13 protein-coding genes and 1 rRNA gene are annotated in these 14,530 nt (G+C 68.7%); 5 read left to right on the forward strand and 9 right to left on the reverse strand.

Annotation, left to right across the window (positions count from 1 at the left end; translation table 11 throughout):
- Positions 1 to 307 (reverse strand): 16S ribosomal RNA (locus tag KEG57_RS51990); the annotation flags it as partial.
- A gap of 725 nt (positions 308 to 1,032) precedes the next feature.
- Between KEG57_RS51990 and KEG57_RS51995 the strand changes: the two genes are divergently transcribed.
- Positions 1,033 to 2,163, forward strand: a complete 1,131-nt coding sequence (locus tag KEG57_RS51995) for a S1C family serine protease (protein ID WP_272428286.1) — start codon at positions 1,033 to 1,035, stop codon at positions 2,161 to 2,163.
- A gap of 7 nt (positions 2,164 to 2,170) precedes the next feature.
- Here KEG57_RS51995 and KEG57_RS52000 read toward each other — a convergent pair whose 3' ends face one another.
- Genes KEG57_RS52000 through KEG57_RS52010 form a run of 3 tightly spaced genes read right to left on the reverse strand, consistent with a single transcriptional unit; the run spans position 2,171 to position 5,454 of the window.
- On the reverse strand, positions 2,171 to 3,730 hold the full coding sequence (locus tag KEG57_RS52000) for a polysaccharide lyase domain-containing protein (protein WP_272428285.1): 1,560 nt from the start codon (positions 3,728 to 3,730) through the stop codon (positions 2,171 to 2,173).
- Positions 3,731 to 3,766: 36 nt separating this feature from the next.
- A complete protein-coding gene (locus KEG57_RS52005) occupies positions 3,767 to 4,876 on the reverse strand; it encodes a POTRA domain-containing protein (protein WP_272428284.1) in 1,110 nt (369 codons plus the stop codon).
- Positions 4,873 to 5,454 (reverse strand): SurA N-terminal domain-containing protein, encoded by a 582-nt coding sequence (locus tag KEG57_RS52010; protein ID WP_272428283.1) that lies wholly within the window; start codon positions 5,452 to 5,454, stop codon positions 4,873 to 4,875. Before KEG57_RS52010 ends, KEG57_RS52005 begins: the two co-directional genes overlap by 4 nt.
- On the opposite strand from KEG57_RS52010, the gene KEG57_RS52015 reads away from it, so the two are divergent.
- The 3 genes from KEG57_RS52015 (at position 5,432) to KEG57_RS52025 (ending at position 9,740) form a co-directional block, all read left to right on the forward strand.
- On the forward strand, positions 5,432 to 6,253 hold the full coding sequence (locus KEG57_RS52015) for a fumarylacetoacetate hydrolase family protein (RefSeq protein WP_308215674.1): 822 nt from the start codon (positions 5,432 to 5,434) through the stop codon (positions 6,251 to 6,253). The genes KEG57_RS52010 and KEG57_RS52015 overlap by 23 nt on opposite strands.
- Positions 6,254 to 6,307: 54 nt before the next feature.
- On the forward strand, positions 6,308 to 7,468 hold the full coding sequence (locus KEG57_RS56010; protein ID WP_272428282.1) for an SUMF1/EgtB/PvdO family nonheme iron enzyme: 1,161 nt from the start codon (positions 6,308 to 6,310) through the stop codon (positions 7,466 to 7,468).
- A 172-nt stretch (positions 7,469 to 7,640) separates the two neighbouring features.
- Positions 7,641 to 9,740 (forward strand): ATP-binding protein, encoded by a 2,100-nt coding sequence (locus KEG57_RS52025; protein ID WP_272428281.1) that lies wholly within the window; start codon positions 7,641 to 7,643, stop codon positions 9,738 to 9,740.
- Here the strand turns inward: KEG57_RS52025 and KEG57_RS52030 are convergent.
- The 3 genes from KEG57_RS52030 to KEG57_RS52040 all read right to left on the reverse strand — a co-directional run bounded on the left by KEG57_RS52030 (position 9,737) and on the right by KEG57_RS52040 (position 12,880).
- Positions 9,737 to 11,410 (reverse strand): hypothetical protein, encoded by a 1,674-nt coding sequence (locus KEG57_RS52030; RefSeq protein ID WP_272428280.1) that lies wholly within the window; start codon positions 11,408 to 11,410, stop codon positions 9,737 to 9,739. The genes KEG57_RS52025 and KEG57_RS52030 overlap by 4 nt on opposite strands.
- A 61-nt stretch (positions 11,411 to 11,471) precedes the next feature.
- A complete protein-coding gene (locus tag KEG57_RS52035; protein ID WP_272428279.1) occupies positions 11,472 to 12,281 on the reverse strand; it encodes a tetratricopeptide repeat protein in 810 nt (269 codons plus the stop codon).
- Positions 12,278 to 12,880, reverse strand: coding sequence for an RNA polymerase sigma factor (locus KEG57_RS52040; RefSeq protein ID WP_272428278.1), 603 nt, complete (start codon positions 12,878 to 12,880; stop codon positions 12,278 to 12,280). The genes KEG57_RS52035 and KEG57_RS52040 overlap by 4 nt, the downstream gene beginning before the upstream one ends.
- A gap of 239 nt (positions 12,881 to 13,119) precedes the next feature.
- Here KEG57_RS52040 and KEG57_RS52045 point away from each other — a divergent pair, with 239 nt between their 5' ends.
- The gene (locus tag KEG57_RS52045) at positions 13,120 to 13,812 is read left to right on the forward strand and encodes a hypothetical protein (protein ID WP_272428277.1); all 693 of its coding nucleotides are present in this window, start codon (positions 13,120 to 13,122) and stop codon (positions 13,810 to 13,812) included.
- Between the two features lie 2 nt (positions 13,813 to 13,814).
- Here KEG57_RS52045 and KEG57_RS52050 read toward each other — a convergent pair whose 3' ends face one another.
- Positions 13,815 to 14,099 (reverse strand): hypothetical protein, encoded by a 285-nt coding sequence (locus KEG57_RS52050; RefSeq protein WP_272459979.1) that lies wholly within the window; start codon positions 14,097 to 14,099, stop codon positions 13,815 to 13,817.
- 57 nt (positions 14,100 to 14,156) lie between these two features.
- Positions 14,157 to 14,459, reverse strand: a complete 303-nt coding sequence (locus KEG57_RS52055) for a hypothetical protein (protein WP_272428275.1) — start codon at positions 14,457 to 14,459, stop codon at positions 14,157 to 14,159.
- Between the last annotated feature and the right edge of the window lie 71 nt (positions 14,460 to 14,530).

Genomic DNA, 14,530 nt, shown 5'->3' on the forward strand with positions numbered 1-14,530 from the left:
CAGACCAGCTACCCGTCTTTGCCTTGGTGAGCCATTACCTCACCAACTAGCTGATGGGCCGCAGGCCCATCCCCTGGTGCGAGCTTGCATGCAGAGGCCCGCTTTTACCCCTGCCTCTTGCGAGGCCGTGGTCTTATGCTGTATTAGCCCTCCTTTCGGAAGGTTATCCACCACCAGAGGGTAGGTTACCTACGTGCTACTCACCCGTGCGCCGCTTTACCGGGGCCGAAGCCCTTTCTCGCACGACTTGCATGTGTTAGGCGCGCCGCTAACGTTCGTTCTGAGCCAGGATCAAACTCTCCAGTTAAACTTGCTGGAGGTCACCTCGGTCCGACTAAAGACCGGGTGACGACTCATGCCTTATTGGCATGACGTGTTGCCTCGACCGTGCTTGCGCACGGCCTGAGGCGAGGGCCACGTCACCACACGTTATTGCGTGTTGCGTACAATCCAGTTTTCAAGGACCGAGCCGAAGGCTTTCGGCAGATACTCCTGCCATTCCTTCGTTCTGTCGTCTCGCCGTCCGTCCGGGCCGCTTTCGCGGCGCCGTTCCTTGCGGCGAGGTCGGTTGTTTTAGAGCGTCTCGTTCGCCCTGTCAACCTTTTTTTGCTTCCGCTCCGCTGGATCTTCCATCCAGCTTTGCTTCGGCAACCCCTCTCGCTTTGGTCTCGCTCGCCTTTCGGCTCGCGTTTCCCTCGCGATCCAACGCCTTCAGGGTTTGCCCTTCAGCGCGTCGGGGAGGCGGACTTTACTCACTCCGTTCCGCCTGTCAAGCACCCCGTTTCTTTTTTTCGTCCCGCCGCTCTCTCTACTGAGGAAGCTGCTGGGACGCTTGGCCCGGGGGGCCTGCCCCGTCTTGCCCTGGATCCGTCGTCCCGGGCGCGTCGGGGAGGCGGAACATACTCCCCCCCTCGGGCCTGTCAAGGAAATCGTCCGGAGGCCTTTCGATCTCTGCTGCTCGGTTGCCCGGCACACCCCCGAGAGCCAGGATCTCGGCCTCTCGCTCACCTCGATCGCTTCCGCGAAAGCCGCATGAAAACCGCATCCAAAGCCCTCGGAATTCTGCTCCTCGTCGCCTTTGTCTTCGGCCTGGGTTTCTTCGTCGGGCGCTCGCGCCAGAGCCCGCCCCCTCCTCATGAGCTCGCGCCGCCCGCCGAGCCCGCGCCTCCACAACTGCCCATCCCCGAGGAGCTCACCAGCGACGAGCGCCGCGACATCGATGTCTTCCGCCGCGCTTCCTCGTCCGTCGTGTTCATCACGAGCATCGCGGTCCAGCGCAACCTCTTCTCCTTCGACGTCATGCAAATCCCGCAGGGCACCGGCTCGGGCTTCCTGTGGGACGACGCCGGGCACGTCGTCACAAACTTCCACGTGATCCAGCAGGGCGACCGCTTCGCCGTGACGCTCGCCGATCAGTCGGAGTGGGACGCGAAGGTCGTCGGCACGGCGCCCGAAAAAGACCTCGCCGTTCTCCAGATCGAAGCGCCCAAGCAGAAGCTCGTTCCCCTGCCCGTCGGCAAGTCACGCGATCTACTCGTCGGCCAGCGCGTCCTCGCCGTCGGCAACCCCTTCGGCCTCGATCACTCGCTCACCGTCGGCGTCGTCAGCGCGCTCGGCCGCGAGCTCACCTCGCCGATCGGTCGGAAGATCCGCGACGTCATCCAGACGGACGCAGCCATCAACCCCGGCAACTCCGGCGGCCCGCTGCTCGACTCGAGCGGCCGCCTCATCGGCGTGAACACCGCGATCTACAGCCCGAGCGGCGCATCGTCGGGCATCGGCTTCGCGATCCCGGTCGACACGGTCGCCCGGCTCATCCCCCAGCTCATCGAGAAGGGTCGCGCTTCGGTCGCCGGGATCGGCGTGCAGGTGAGCCCGACCTTGGATCGCGCGGCGCGGCGTTCCGGGATCGAGGGCGTCGTCATCTATGACGTGGTCGAGGGCTCGCCCGCGGAGAAGGCCGGGCTCGAGGGCGTGCGCGTGACACGCGGCAAGCGCGTGGTGCTCGGCGACGTGATCGTGGCGATCGACGGCAAGCGCGTGCGAACGAACGAGGAGTTGCTCGACGCGTTCGATCACGTCGGGCCGGGTCGCCAGGTGAAGCTCTCCGTGGTTCGCGAAGGAAAGGAGCGGGACGTGTCCGTGGAGGTCGTCGCGATGTGACGGGTGATCAGGCCGAGGCGCGACGACGGCGGCCGAGGATCAAGAGGAGGCCGACCAGCGCGGATGCCAGAGGCCCCGCCGGATCGTTCGTGCCCCAACGGCATCCGCAGCCCCCGGTGTCTCCCGCATCTCCGCTCGCGCCTGCACCTGCGCCTGCGCTCCCGCCTCCGCCTCCGCTCCCGCTCCCGCTCGCGCTTCCGCCTCCGCTCCCGCCCGCGCCTCCGCTTCCGCCTCCGCAGACGACCGCCGGCTTGATGGTCTCGGCCGGCTTCCATCCGGGGTTCGTGCCTGCGCCCGCGTACGCGCCGCGGAACGCGAAGTCCTTGCGGGGGCTGCCGTTGAAGTCACACGCATGCTCGGGATCGTCGACGAGCTCGGTCGTATCGAGCGGGCTCGTCTCGGCCTTGCCGGGCAGCGGGTAGAAGTCCATGTCGCCGAGGGCAGTCGACGGCTTCTGCACGTAGCTTCCCGCGTTCGCCGCGACGTCGACGAGGTTCGACCCCGTGCCCGTGCTCGGTCCGGAGACGGCTTCGTCCGCGAACACGAGGTTCCCCGCGACGAGATCTCCGTCGGTCGCCTCGCTGCCGAAGACGACGGCGCGCTTCGCGGCGTAGAAAGTGTTGTCGTAGACGCGGGCGTAGAGGAGCGGGAAGCCCTCGTGCTGCGTGAGTTGGAGGGCCGTGTCGGCGACGTCGACGAAGAGGTTGTCGTGCACGGAGACGCGGCCGGTCGCCTGCACGAGCGACTCGCTCATGTTGTGCACGAAGACGTTCCCGTAGACCTCCGTGCGTGCGCCGGCGCCAGGTCCGCTCGGGGGCGGGCCGCCGACGAGCAGGTTCGGCCGCGGGCCGTCCGGGCTCGGCTGGTCATCCTTGAGGAAGACGTTGTGCCGGATGATCGTGCGCGGCGCGTCGACGTTCGGAAGCGCAGCGTGCACAGGCCAGGCATCCTGGTTCTTGATCTGCATGCCGTAGCCGATCGTGCGCTTGACGAGGTTGTACTCGATGATCGCGCCCACGAAGGGATCGGCGTGGCTCGAGTTGCCGAAGTACATGCCCGTGCCGGCGCCGTCGATGACGTTGCGGCGCACGATCCAGCCGTAGGTCGGGGTCTTCGTGGAGATGGCCACGGTCTGCTGCGAACCGTTCTGGCCGACGAAGGTGCAGCCCTCGATGCGCACGTGGTGCACGACGTTGTTCGTGCCGTTCTTGGCGCTGACGCCGAACACGGCGGCGATGCCCTTGCCGTCGACGGTGATGTTCTCGACGGCGATGTACGAGGAATTCACGAGCTCGACGGTGTTGCAGCAGGCGTTGCCTTCGAAAATCGCAGGCGCGCCGGAGGCCGGGCCGCGGACCGTGATCCACGCGGCCTCGGTGCCGTTCAGGTTCGTGATCGGCAGCCCCTGCGTGTACGTGCCCGAGGCGAGAACGAGCGTGTCGCCGGGCTTCAACGTGTCGAGGAGGTCGCGGTAGTTCGCCGGGTCCGCCTCGATGTCGGCTGCGTTCGCGGCGGCGGCGAAGAAGAAGATGGAGAGGAAAGCGAGTGAAGCGTGGAGCTTGCGCATGGCCGCGCATGGTAGCGAAGCCCCGCCGAGCGAAAGCTAACGCCGCTGTTCGATGCGTACCTTCACGTCGACCGTCTCACGCGCGGCGTCGAGCTCGACCGAGGGGTTCACATCGACGACGCTGCCGCGGGCTTCGTGGAAGGCGCGGATGCGCTCGATGTCCGCCGCGGCGATCGTGCGCGAGAAGATCGCGCCGGGCTTGAGGGTCCAGAAGTCGCGCTCGTAGGTCTTCACCGGGCCGATGAGATCTCCCTCGAAGGTGACCTTACGGATCCGAAAGATGGGGCCCTCGGTCACGCGGAGGACGATCTCCACGGCGGCGCCGCCCTCCGACTCGATGATCTCGGGCGCCGCGACGGTCGTCGTGATCCGGCCCTTGTCGTAGCCATCGGCCTGGATCACGAGCACGTCGCGCTCGAGCGTCGGGCGATCGAGCGGGTTTCCCACGGTCGTTCGCATCGCGGCGGAGAGCTCGCGCGCGCGATCGGACGAAGGTCCTTCGAAGCGCACGGCGCGTACGATCGCGCGGGGTCCGGGCGTGGCGCGGATGACGAGGGCCACGCCGCCATCGCGCGGCGTCATCTCGAAGTCGACCTTGGCGTGCGGGTAGCCGGCGTCCTGCAACTGGCGGGTCGCATCGGACGTCATCGTGTGGATGATCCCGGGATCGGCGACCTCGGGTCGTTCGAGGACCACGCCCGCAGGCAAGGCGCCCGAGGGATCCGCGCCCTGGATCTCGAAGCTGACAAGCGGAGGCCGCATCCGCACCGCGTAGACGAGCACCGTGCGGGGGCCCTCTTCGCGGTGGACGATGATGTCCTCGATCCGGCCATCCGCGTAGAGCGCGCGGACATCGTCGTCGACACGTTGCTCGTCCAAGGACCTGCCGATCCCGTGCTTCACGCGCGCGCAGAGCTCCGGAGGCACGCGAGCGCCCTGGATCTCGATGCGAGCGATCTGATCGGCGGGTACGCTCTCGCGCGTGTCTGCGCAAACGAGCACGGGATCCTGCGCGCGAGGAGGTTCGTTCTTCGGGCTCGCATCCTTGGCCGGCGTCGTCGCGCGCGCCCCCTGCCCCGCGCTCCCGCATGCCGACGTGCTCAGGGCGACGATCACCGCGAGGACCAGGCCGGCGCGCGTGCTCACAGCCGCACCTCGATGTGCACGTCGCGCTTGCTCTCCTCGATCATCGCGCGTGACGCCTCCTGCATCTGCGCGTCGTTCAGCTCCGCGAACCCCTTCTTCTTCCCCGCGAGGTACACGCGCAAGCACTTGAACGAGAGGATCTGCCTGTAGATCTCGTCCCGGTAGTCGGCCTCGGAGAGGCCGGTCGTACGGGCCTCGGCGAGCAAGGCTTCCCGCGAGAGCTTGTTCGTCTGCGCAATCGAGTCGATCGCGGTATCGATCTCGCTCGCCGTCACCGTAATCGAGGCCATCCGCGCGCGCCGCGCGATCAGCCGCTCCTCGACGATGCGATCCACGAGATCGCGATACATGCGGACCTCGGCCACGGTCCGAGCCGCCTCGTCGAGCGAGGCGAGCGTGCGGAGGAACGGCTCGGCCCGGCGGCGTACCTCGACGAGCGTGATCACCTCGCGATCCACGACGGCGACGATCCGATCGACCACGACACGACGAACGGGCTCGGCTCGGACGGGCGTGGACGCCGCGAGCATCACGCCGAACGCGAAGAGGAACGCCGTGGTGATCCGGAAGGGCGACATCACCTGTCATGCTACGCTCCGCGCAGGCACGATGACCACGTTTGCACGCATCGATCGAGGCGAGGGGCGCGCGGCTTTCGCGCGCCTCGACGGGGATAGGCTCCGCTTGCTCACGGGCGCGCCCTGGGAGCGACCTTCCGAGACCGGGGAGGACGTGCCGTTCGCCGGCGCGCGCCTGCTCGCGCCTGTCACGCCCACCAAGATCGTGTGCGTGGGTCGGAACTACCGCGCGCACGCCGCCGAGCTCGGCAACGACGTCCCGGCCGAGCCCCTCCTCTTCTTCAAGCCGCCCTCGTCGATCGTCGCCGCGGGCGATGGGATCGAGCTGCCCGAGGAGAGCAGTCGCGTCGATCACGAGGCCGAGCTCGGCGTGGTGATCGGCGCGCGTTGCCGTCGCGTCTCGGAGGAGCGCGCGCTCGACTTCGTCTTCGGCTACACGTGCGTCGACGACGTCACGGCGCGTGATCTGCAGAAGAAGGACGGCCAATGGACGCGCGCGAAGGGGTTCGACACCTTCTGCCCCACGGGCCCGCTCCTCGTCACCGGGATCGATCCGAGCGCGCTCGCCGTGCGTTGCCGCGTGAACGGGGAGATCCGGCAGGACGGGAATACGCGCGACATGATCTTCTCGATCGCGCAGCTCATCGCGTACATCAGCGGCGTCATGACGCTCGAACCCGGGGACCTGATCGCGACCGGGACGCCGCATGGCGTGGGTCCCATCGCCGCGGGCGACGTCGTCGAGGTCGAGGTCGACGGCGTGGGGACCTTGCGCAACCCGGTCCGCGCGTGCGGCTAGGTCGCCGCTCTCTTGGCCACGCCGGGGAGGCGTGGACACAATGAGCGCGCGATCGTGACGTCCCTCGATCCTCCCCGCCCCGACTCCGTGCCGCCGCTCGCCTCGACGCTCGTCGAGGTGCCGAAGGCGACGCGCCCCGGACGGCGCGCCCTGGCCGAGACAGCGCTCGTGATCCTCGCGGTCGGGACCGCCGCGACGCTCGTCCTCTCGGTCACCCTTCCTCCGCAGCGGCGCCTCGAAGCGCGACGGCTCGCATCGCTCGTCCCCGAGCCTCCGCCGCCCCGCGCGCTCGCCCCGGACGATCTCGACCAGGAGCCCGAAACGCTCGACGCGCAGCGCGCGCGCCTGCTCGATCAGATGCGCGCCGGCCTTGGTTTGTCGCAAACGCAGATAGACGCGGTCCGCGCCGTCTTCGACGCCTCGCCCGTGCTCGGCCAGGGCAACCCTGCGATCTCGCGCCACCCGATGTCGCGCTCGGAGTGCCGGCGTGTCCGCCTCGAGGCCGGGGTCACGGAGGCGAACGTGCCCGCCTGCGGCGCTCCTTCCATGGTGCCGCTCTACGATCCTTCGTCCAGCCAAACCGAGGCCGACGCGCGGACCTGCATCGACCAGCTCGAATTCCCGAACCTGCCCTGCGAATACCCGGTCGTGCACGTGCGCGCGAGCGAGGCGGCTCTGCTCTGCCGCGCGATCGGCAAGCGCATCTGCGACACGCACGAATGGGAGGGCGCCTGCGCGGGCGCGGTCCGCGCGCCGGAAGCCGAGTACGAATGGGCGCGCCCGCGCGCCGAGGCGACCTGGTACCACAACTACAAACGCGAAAAGGTCTGGGCCTACGGCGCCGCGAAGAACCACGCCCTCTGCGGCACATCGAGCAGCCGCACCCCCGGTTGTCCGGGCGGCGGCTACGACCAGTGCGGCTCGAACACCTATCCCGCCGGCGCCTTCCCGGCTTGCCGGAGCCCGCTCGGCGTCTTCGACATGCACGGCAATGCCGCCGAGCACATGAACCTGCCCACGCTGCCCGCGGAGCTCGCCGCGAGCGGCGGGCTCGGCTTCACGGAAATGAAGGGGAGCTGGTTCGTCTTCTCGACGATCGAGGCCCACGAGGACGATTGCCGCTGGCGCGCACCGAGCTGGCACGAAACGCGCCTCGCGAGCGAGAACAGCCACGCGAATTACCACCTCGGTTTCCGCTGCTGCAAGGACATCTGAAAGCCGAAAACCAGCGAAATCGCGAATCTCCTGCATGACGGCAATACGCTCCGGTCCGCCTCGGCCTCCGGGAGCGTCGACGTGGCGCAGCGCCTGCCTCGCAGTACACTCGACGGCACAGGGAACGGGACCGTACCGAGGTGGAATCCTCGGCGCCGCCTGATCGGTTCAATTGTCGTCTCACCGGAAATTCGCCCTCGCAGCCGAGACGCCCGAGCACGCGCGGGCCGAGCACACGCATCTGCGTATCCTGGCGAAAGCGGCGAGTCGGCTGGTCCTTTGCGACGAGCCGTCGGAGGTGCTCGGGTCGCTCTTCGAGGAGCTGGCGAACGACCTCGGCGTCGAGCTTTACTTCAATTACATGGTCGGCGAAGTGCCGGGCACCCTCGTCCTCGAATCGGCCTCGGGGTTCTCGGCCGAGGACAAGCTCCGATACCGGCAGATCACGTTCGGCCAGTACATGTGCGGGACCGTCGCCGCGACCCGGAAACCCCTCATCGCCTTCGATCTCCAGCAATCGAACCTCTGCATCGGCACGGAATTGAAAAAGTCGGGCGTCCAGGCATATGCAGGATATCCACTGATGTCGCACGGCCGCTTGCTCGGCACCCTGGCGTTCGCCAGCACCAAGCGACCACGCCTCCACGCCGACGAGCTCCAGCTCATGCAGCTCCTCAGCGATCAAATTGCGGCGGTGCTCGAACGCAATCGCCTGGTCCATAGCCTGCAGGCGAGCGAACAGACGGCACAGCGCCACCTCACGCTCCTCCAAAACGTCTATTCCACCGCCCCGGTGGGCCTCTGCTTTCTCGACCGGGAGCTCCGGTACGTGCACGTCAACGAGACGCTCGCGCGCATCACCGGCCGGTCCGTCTCCGAGCATCTCGGCCGCACGCTCGGCGAGTTCATCCCCGAAGCCACGCCGTTCAAGGAGTTATGCCAGCGGGTCCTCGACACGGGGCAGGCGGTCACGAATTGCGAGCTCCGTCATGAGCGGCCCGAGGGGGATCGGCATTGGCTGGTCAGCGTCCACCCCGTGCACGGCGAGGCCTCCACGCTCCTCGGCATCAACGTGGTCGTGCAGGAGGTCACGGAAAGAAAGCGCGCCGAACAGGCTCTACGCGAGAGCGAGCAGGCGCTCCGAGAGGCCGACCGCCGCAAGGACGAGTTCCTCGTGATGCTCGCCCACGAATTGCGCAATCCCCTCGCCCCCATTCGTACGGCCATTCAGGTTCTCGACATCACGGGCGGCACCGCCCCGGACGTGGTCCGCACGCGCGAGATGATCCAGCGCCAGGTGACGCACATGGCCCGGATGATCGACGACCTGCTCGACGTGTCGCGTGTCGCCCGCGGCAAGATCGAGCTGCGCAAGGAGCCGTGCAACCTCGCGCGGATCGTCCGCCAGGTGGCCGACGATTATGGGCCTGCGTTCCGGGGCAATGGCATCGAGCTTCTGGTCTCGCTGCCGGACGAACCCGTCTGGACCCTCGGGGATCACACGCGCCTGGCGCAGGTCATCGGCAACCTCCTGCACAATGCGCTCAAATTCACGGACGCGGGCGGACAGGTGCTCGCTTGCCTCGTGACGGATCCAGCGACGAACAGCGCGACGATCGTGGTGCAGGATTCGGGGATCGGCATGGAGCCCTCGATGATCCCGCGCGTCTTCGAGACCTTCAGCCAGGCCGACAGCAGCCTCGATCGAAAGCGCGGCGGCCTCGGGCTCGGGCTCTCGCTCGTGCGGAGCCTGATCACGCTGCACGGCGGCTCCGTCGAAGCCCACAGCGAGGGTCCGGGATGCGGCTCGACCTTCCGCGTGCGGCTGCCGCTCTCGTCCGCGCCGACGCGTTCCATCGGACAACCGGAGCCCGCCCGGCCCGTCTCTCCTTCGCGGGAAGAGACTTTGCGGGTGCTCGTGGTCGAGGACAACCGCGACACCGCGGACATCCTCAAGGAATTGCTCGTCCTCCTCGGGTATCGCGCCGAGGTTGCATATACCGGGCCTTCGGGGCTCGACGTGGGGCGCAGGCTCGCGCCGGACGTGGTGCTCTGTGACCTCGGTTTGCCGGGAATGGACGGCTATGCGCTGGCGCGGGCGCTGCGGGCCGATCCGGCGACGGCGAGGGCCTATCTCATCGCGCAGACCGGGTACGGTCACGCGGAGGATCGCCGCCGGGCGCGGGAAGCGGGCTTCGATCTGCACATGACGAAGCCGATCGATCCGACCGAGCTCGAGCGTGTCTTGTCCTCGGTCGCGGCGCGCGCTTAAAACATCCGCAGGCCAATCGTGAGGCCGGGCCAGCCGAGAATGGGGTTCGCGTTCGTCGGGTTGAGCCCGGAACTGTCGTAAGGCGCGAGCAGGGCGTCTTCCACCGAACGCGCATTCACGACGGTATAACTCGGGCCCGCGAAGACGCCGAGCCGCGCGCCGATTTCCAGGGCGGCGACCGCGCGCACCTGCGCGAGGTACGCGGTGGGCGCGAGGCTCGGCGTTTCGTGGAGCGAATACCCGAGGAGGTCGAGGTCGACGGAAAACCGCTTCGAGATCTGCACGTGCCCGCCGAGGCCCAAGGTGAGCGCGAGGCGCCGCTCCGTGCCCACGAGGCGCGTGCCGATGCCGTAGATGTTGTGCATGTAATCGCCGCCGTGCTCGATGCCGGCCATCACGATGCCCGTCTCCTGCCCCCAGAGATCGATGTGCAGGCGGCCGCGGCGGATGATGTTGAGCAGGCCAAACGACAACGTGGAGCGGTCCGCGTAGTTGACGAGCCCGAGCTGCACGCCCTTCACGGGGCCCGCGGCCACATTGACGGCGCCCATCTGCACGCCCGATACGGCTCCCCCCGCGATGTTCAACGCGCCGATCTGCGCGCCGACCACGTCGCCCGCGATGCCGAGGGCGCCCATCTGCATGCCGAAGACCGGCCCCGCGGCGATATCGATGGCGCCGAGCTGTACGCCGCGGAGCGAGGATGCGAAATTGAATCCGCTTGCGGCTTGCACACCGCGCACGGGGCCGGCCACGATGTTCGCGACGGCGGTGAGCTGCACGCCGCAGGCGAATTCGCGCTCGATGTTCAATCCCAAGCCGACTTCGAGGCCATCGAGGCCCGTGGCATACCCGGCGAGGAAGTTCGCCGAGACGTTGTGCACGACGTTCGACCCCCGGCTCGTCGACATGCCGACCCGCGGAAGCACGTTGGCGCCGGCAAAGAACTGTGTGGCGTCATGACGCCAGCAAGGCGCGAGCTCTTCGAGCGAGGGCGTCCGTGTGGGCGTGGCGGGGGGCCCGGCTGCGGGCGCGGAAACCGGTGCAGGCGCAGCCTTTCGAGGCGCGTGGGGGTTTTCTGGCGGAGCCGCCTTTGCAGGTGGTTCCTGCGCCGGAGGCTCATTTGTTTCTGCAACGGGCGGAGGCTCGACGGGCGCGTCGCTCGGCGCCTCCCTCGGCGCTTCCGCTTCACTCGGAGCGGCTGCGGGGTTGTCCTCGGGCCGTTTGCCGAGCAACGCCGCGAGCTCGGCGGCCTCGTCGCGCGCCAGGTTTCCAGCGAGCAAGGCCAACGTCTCCGCCGTGCGATCGGGGTCGTCCGGAAGATCGATCGTGCGACCGACGCTCGCTCCCTCGCCGCCTGCGCGATACGTCAGCGTCACGCGCCGCCCGCCCTCGCCGCGCAGAACGAAGGAAGCCTTCCCCGCGGGCGCCGCGCCCGAAAGGACAACCGGCTTGCCAATCTCGCGACCGATCGCCGCGCGCACCGCTTCCGGATCCACGTCCCAGGGCAACCCCTCGACGACGAGGACGACGGCGCTGCCCGCCGGCTCCTCGGCGTGCGCCGCGCCGGCATACGTGGAAATGGCGAGCGGGCCCGCGGCGAGCAAGGAGACGCGGAGCGCGAGGAGAATGGCGCGCGAGGCCCTCGTGGCGGCGTCGTTTCGGTTCATCGCGGACTTCGTGCCCGGAGGCTGCCCATTCGTTCTTTCAGCGCGCACGATTCGAAAGGAATCACGGCGTGGGGCCGCGCATCGCGTCGAGCAGTGCTTTTGCCTCGGCCTTGCGATAACCACCGAACGAGCCCGAGGCGAAGAGCTCGAGCGTCCGCTCCGCCTCGGCCGTTCGTCCGAGCCGCACGAGGCAAAGCGCGCGGTTGTAATGCGCCTCGGGCGCGAAACGACCCCGCGGCGCCGCCCGCAAATAGGCGTCCCACGCGGCCAGCGCGGCGCCCGGATCCCGCGTGACGAAATGGGCCTGGTGGGCTGCGCGGTACAATGCGTCGTCCGTGTCGACCCGAGGCGCAGGCGCGGCGGCGGCAGGTGCTTCAGCAACGTCGGCAGCCTTCTCGCTCGACTTCGGAGGCTCTGCTGCGGCAATCTTTGGAGCCGAAACAATTTGAGCACCAACGGTATCGACGGACGCAACCTGGGGCTCGCTCGGCGGCGGAACCTCGGGCTCGGCCGCCTTCTCCGCGGGCACCTCCGCCGGGGCCGCTCCCTTCACGTTTTTCGCGACAGGCACCGCCGCCGGCGCATTCGGCATCGCCTCCGCGGGCGCCTCTTCTTCATCTCTTCCGAACCCGAGATCGTGCTTGAGCTCGTACCAGACGTCCGGCAATCGGTGTGTCGCCTCGGCCCACGCGACCGAGCCCACGAGCACGGCGGCGAGCGGGACCATCACGCGGATCGCCGCGAGCTTGCGCGCGCGACGCGCCTTCAGCGTGGCGAGCACGCGGGCGCGCGTCTCGGCTTCGCGGCCCTTCGATGCGTCGGCATCGTCGCGGAGCGCGCGGGTCGCGGCGCGGAGCACGTCGTCGTTCATCGGCTCTCCTCCTCTTCGAGCAGGGCCCTGAGCTTCTGCTTCGCGTGGAACACGCGCGTGCGCGCCGTGGCCTCGGGCACGCCCATGATCTCGGCGGCCTCGCGCGCGCTGCGATCCTCGACCTCGCAGAGCACGAACGCCACACGTTGCGGTACGGGAAGCTGATCGAGGGCGCGGTCGAGCGCGCGGGCCAGCGCGGCGCGGCTCACGTCCCGCTCCGGGTTCGGCGTGTCCGGCAAGGGCTCGCGGCCGAGCCTCTCGAGGACCGCGCGACGCCGCGCAGCCGAGCGCAGGTGATGGCGAGCGTGGTTCACGGCGATCGACACGAGGAACGTCTTGAGCGACGACTCGCCGCGGAACCGCTGCGCCGCGCTGGGCAGGCTGACGAACACGTCGTGGACGAGATCCTCGGCGGCCGCGTCGTCGCCGGTCAGGCGGCGGGCGAAGGCGCGCACGGTGGCGTAGTGCTCGTCGTACACCTCGGCGATCGCGGAGCTTTCACCGCGACGCAGCCGCTCCACGAGCTCTTCCTCGGCCCGGGCGGCGCTGGCCGTGGGGCGCGAGAAGAAGAGAGGCGCAAGCAGATCGAGGGCCCTCATCGCCCCCCTTCGTGCCCGGAAAGATGCGCTTCGTTCAAGGCCCAACGTCGATTTCGTGCCCCCGGGGCGAACCGGTCCGGGAGGACGTTCCGGGGGGTTCTTCATTTGGTGCTGTCTCGTACAAACGGAAAAAGGTTTGAACGAACGGCGGGGGATGGGGCACCGAGGGGCGAATCGACGGAAGGCGCGCGGGTGGCGAGCCTTCGTCGGGACAAACTTACCACCGTTCGAGGTGACGAATGATGACGCGTCGCGCGGCCCATGCTTGGGCTTTCGGGTTGTTTCTGTCCATGGTGACGGTGACGGGCGGGTGCTACATCGAGCACGGGAACGGCTCGTGGGACGATGACTGGTCCGACGGATCGGGCGAGTACGGGCCGGCCGGGATCTGCTTCGACATGTGTGATCACCTCGCCGGATGCGGGGCCATCGACGGGAGCGCGCACGTCGCGTGCATCGATGGCTGCAATGCCAAGCACGCGTCGACGCCGTATCTGGTGGAGACGGGCTGCCTCTGCGTGATCGAGGCGGGGTGCGTGGATCTCGGCGCCTACGATTGTCCGGGCGCACCGCTGCCCACCCCTTCCGGCAACGACGGGGCCGGCGGCTACGGCAGCGTCGGCGTCGGCGCCGGCGGGTACAGCACCGGCGGCAATGGCGCCGGCGGGTCCAGCACCGGCGGCAATGGCGCCGGCGGCGAAGGTGGCTGGGAGGCGGTCGAATGCGTGGCCGATTGTGATTGTCCGAGCGGCTCGTCCTGCATCGACGGCGCGTGCAAGGTCGCCTGCGCGGCGTCGTGCGAATGCCCGACGGGCCAGAGCTGCGTCGGCGGCTCTTGCGAGGCGCCGCCCGCGCCGCAGCTCCCCTGCCAGGTGGATTGCGATTGCCCGAGCGGCCAGGTGTGCAGCGCGGGTGTGTGCGCAGGCGATTGAGCTTACTTCTCTTCGCCCTCGTCGTCCCGGGGAATCCAGTCGGGCGGCCGGACAAACGCGGGGGGCCCCGGCGGGCCGAATCGGTACTCCGACGGCGCAGGCGCGTTGGCCGGCAGCGGCGGCGCGCCATACCCCGGGACCGGCGGCGGCGCGCCGCTCGATGGATCCCACGGAGGAGGGACCGAAGGCGGCTCCGGCCAAGATTCAGGAGGGGGCGGGCGGTTCTCCTCCGTGTATCCGAGAAACCAGTTACACGACACGCAATGAACGTCCTTGAGCGAATTCAAGGCCCGGCACATCGTACACGGTCGGGTCGCAGGGGACATGGTCGGAGCCTCCTTGCTTCAATCCGTCCCCGCGTCCTGACCGCCGCCCGCGCCTCCCGCGCCGCTCTCGCCTCCCGCGCCGCCCTCGCCTCCCTTCCCTCCCCCGCCCGATCCGTCAATCGGCGGACCGCCATAGGCCGCGGTCATCACGCAGCCCTCGGCCGCCGCCGCCGCGAGGGTCAGCCCGAGTAGAAGCGCCGCCGCGCTGCGGAGCGGCGTGCCGCCCTCGCCGCGCAGGCGAGCGCCGCAATGAGGGCACTCGCTCTCGGTCGATCGCGCATGACACCCACAGGCCGAGCAGAGGACGAGGCTGGGAGGCATGTCGTGATGGTCGCAACGACCCGGCAGCCTCGTCAAGCGCTCTCGCGCCCCGCGACACGAAAGCACGAAAC

The organism is Polyangium jinanense (assembly GCF_028435365.1).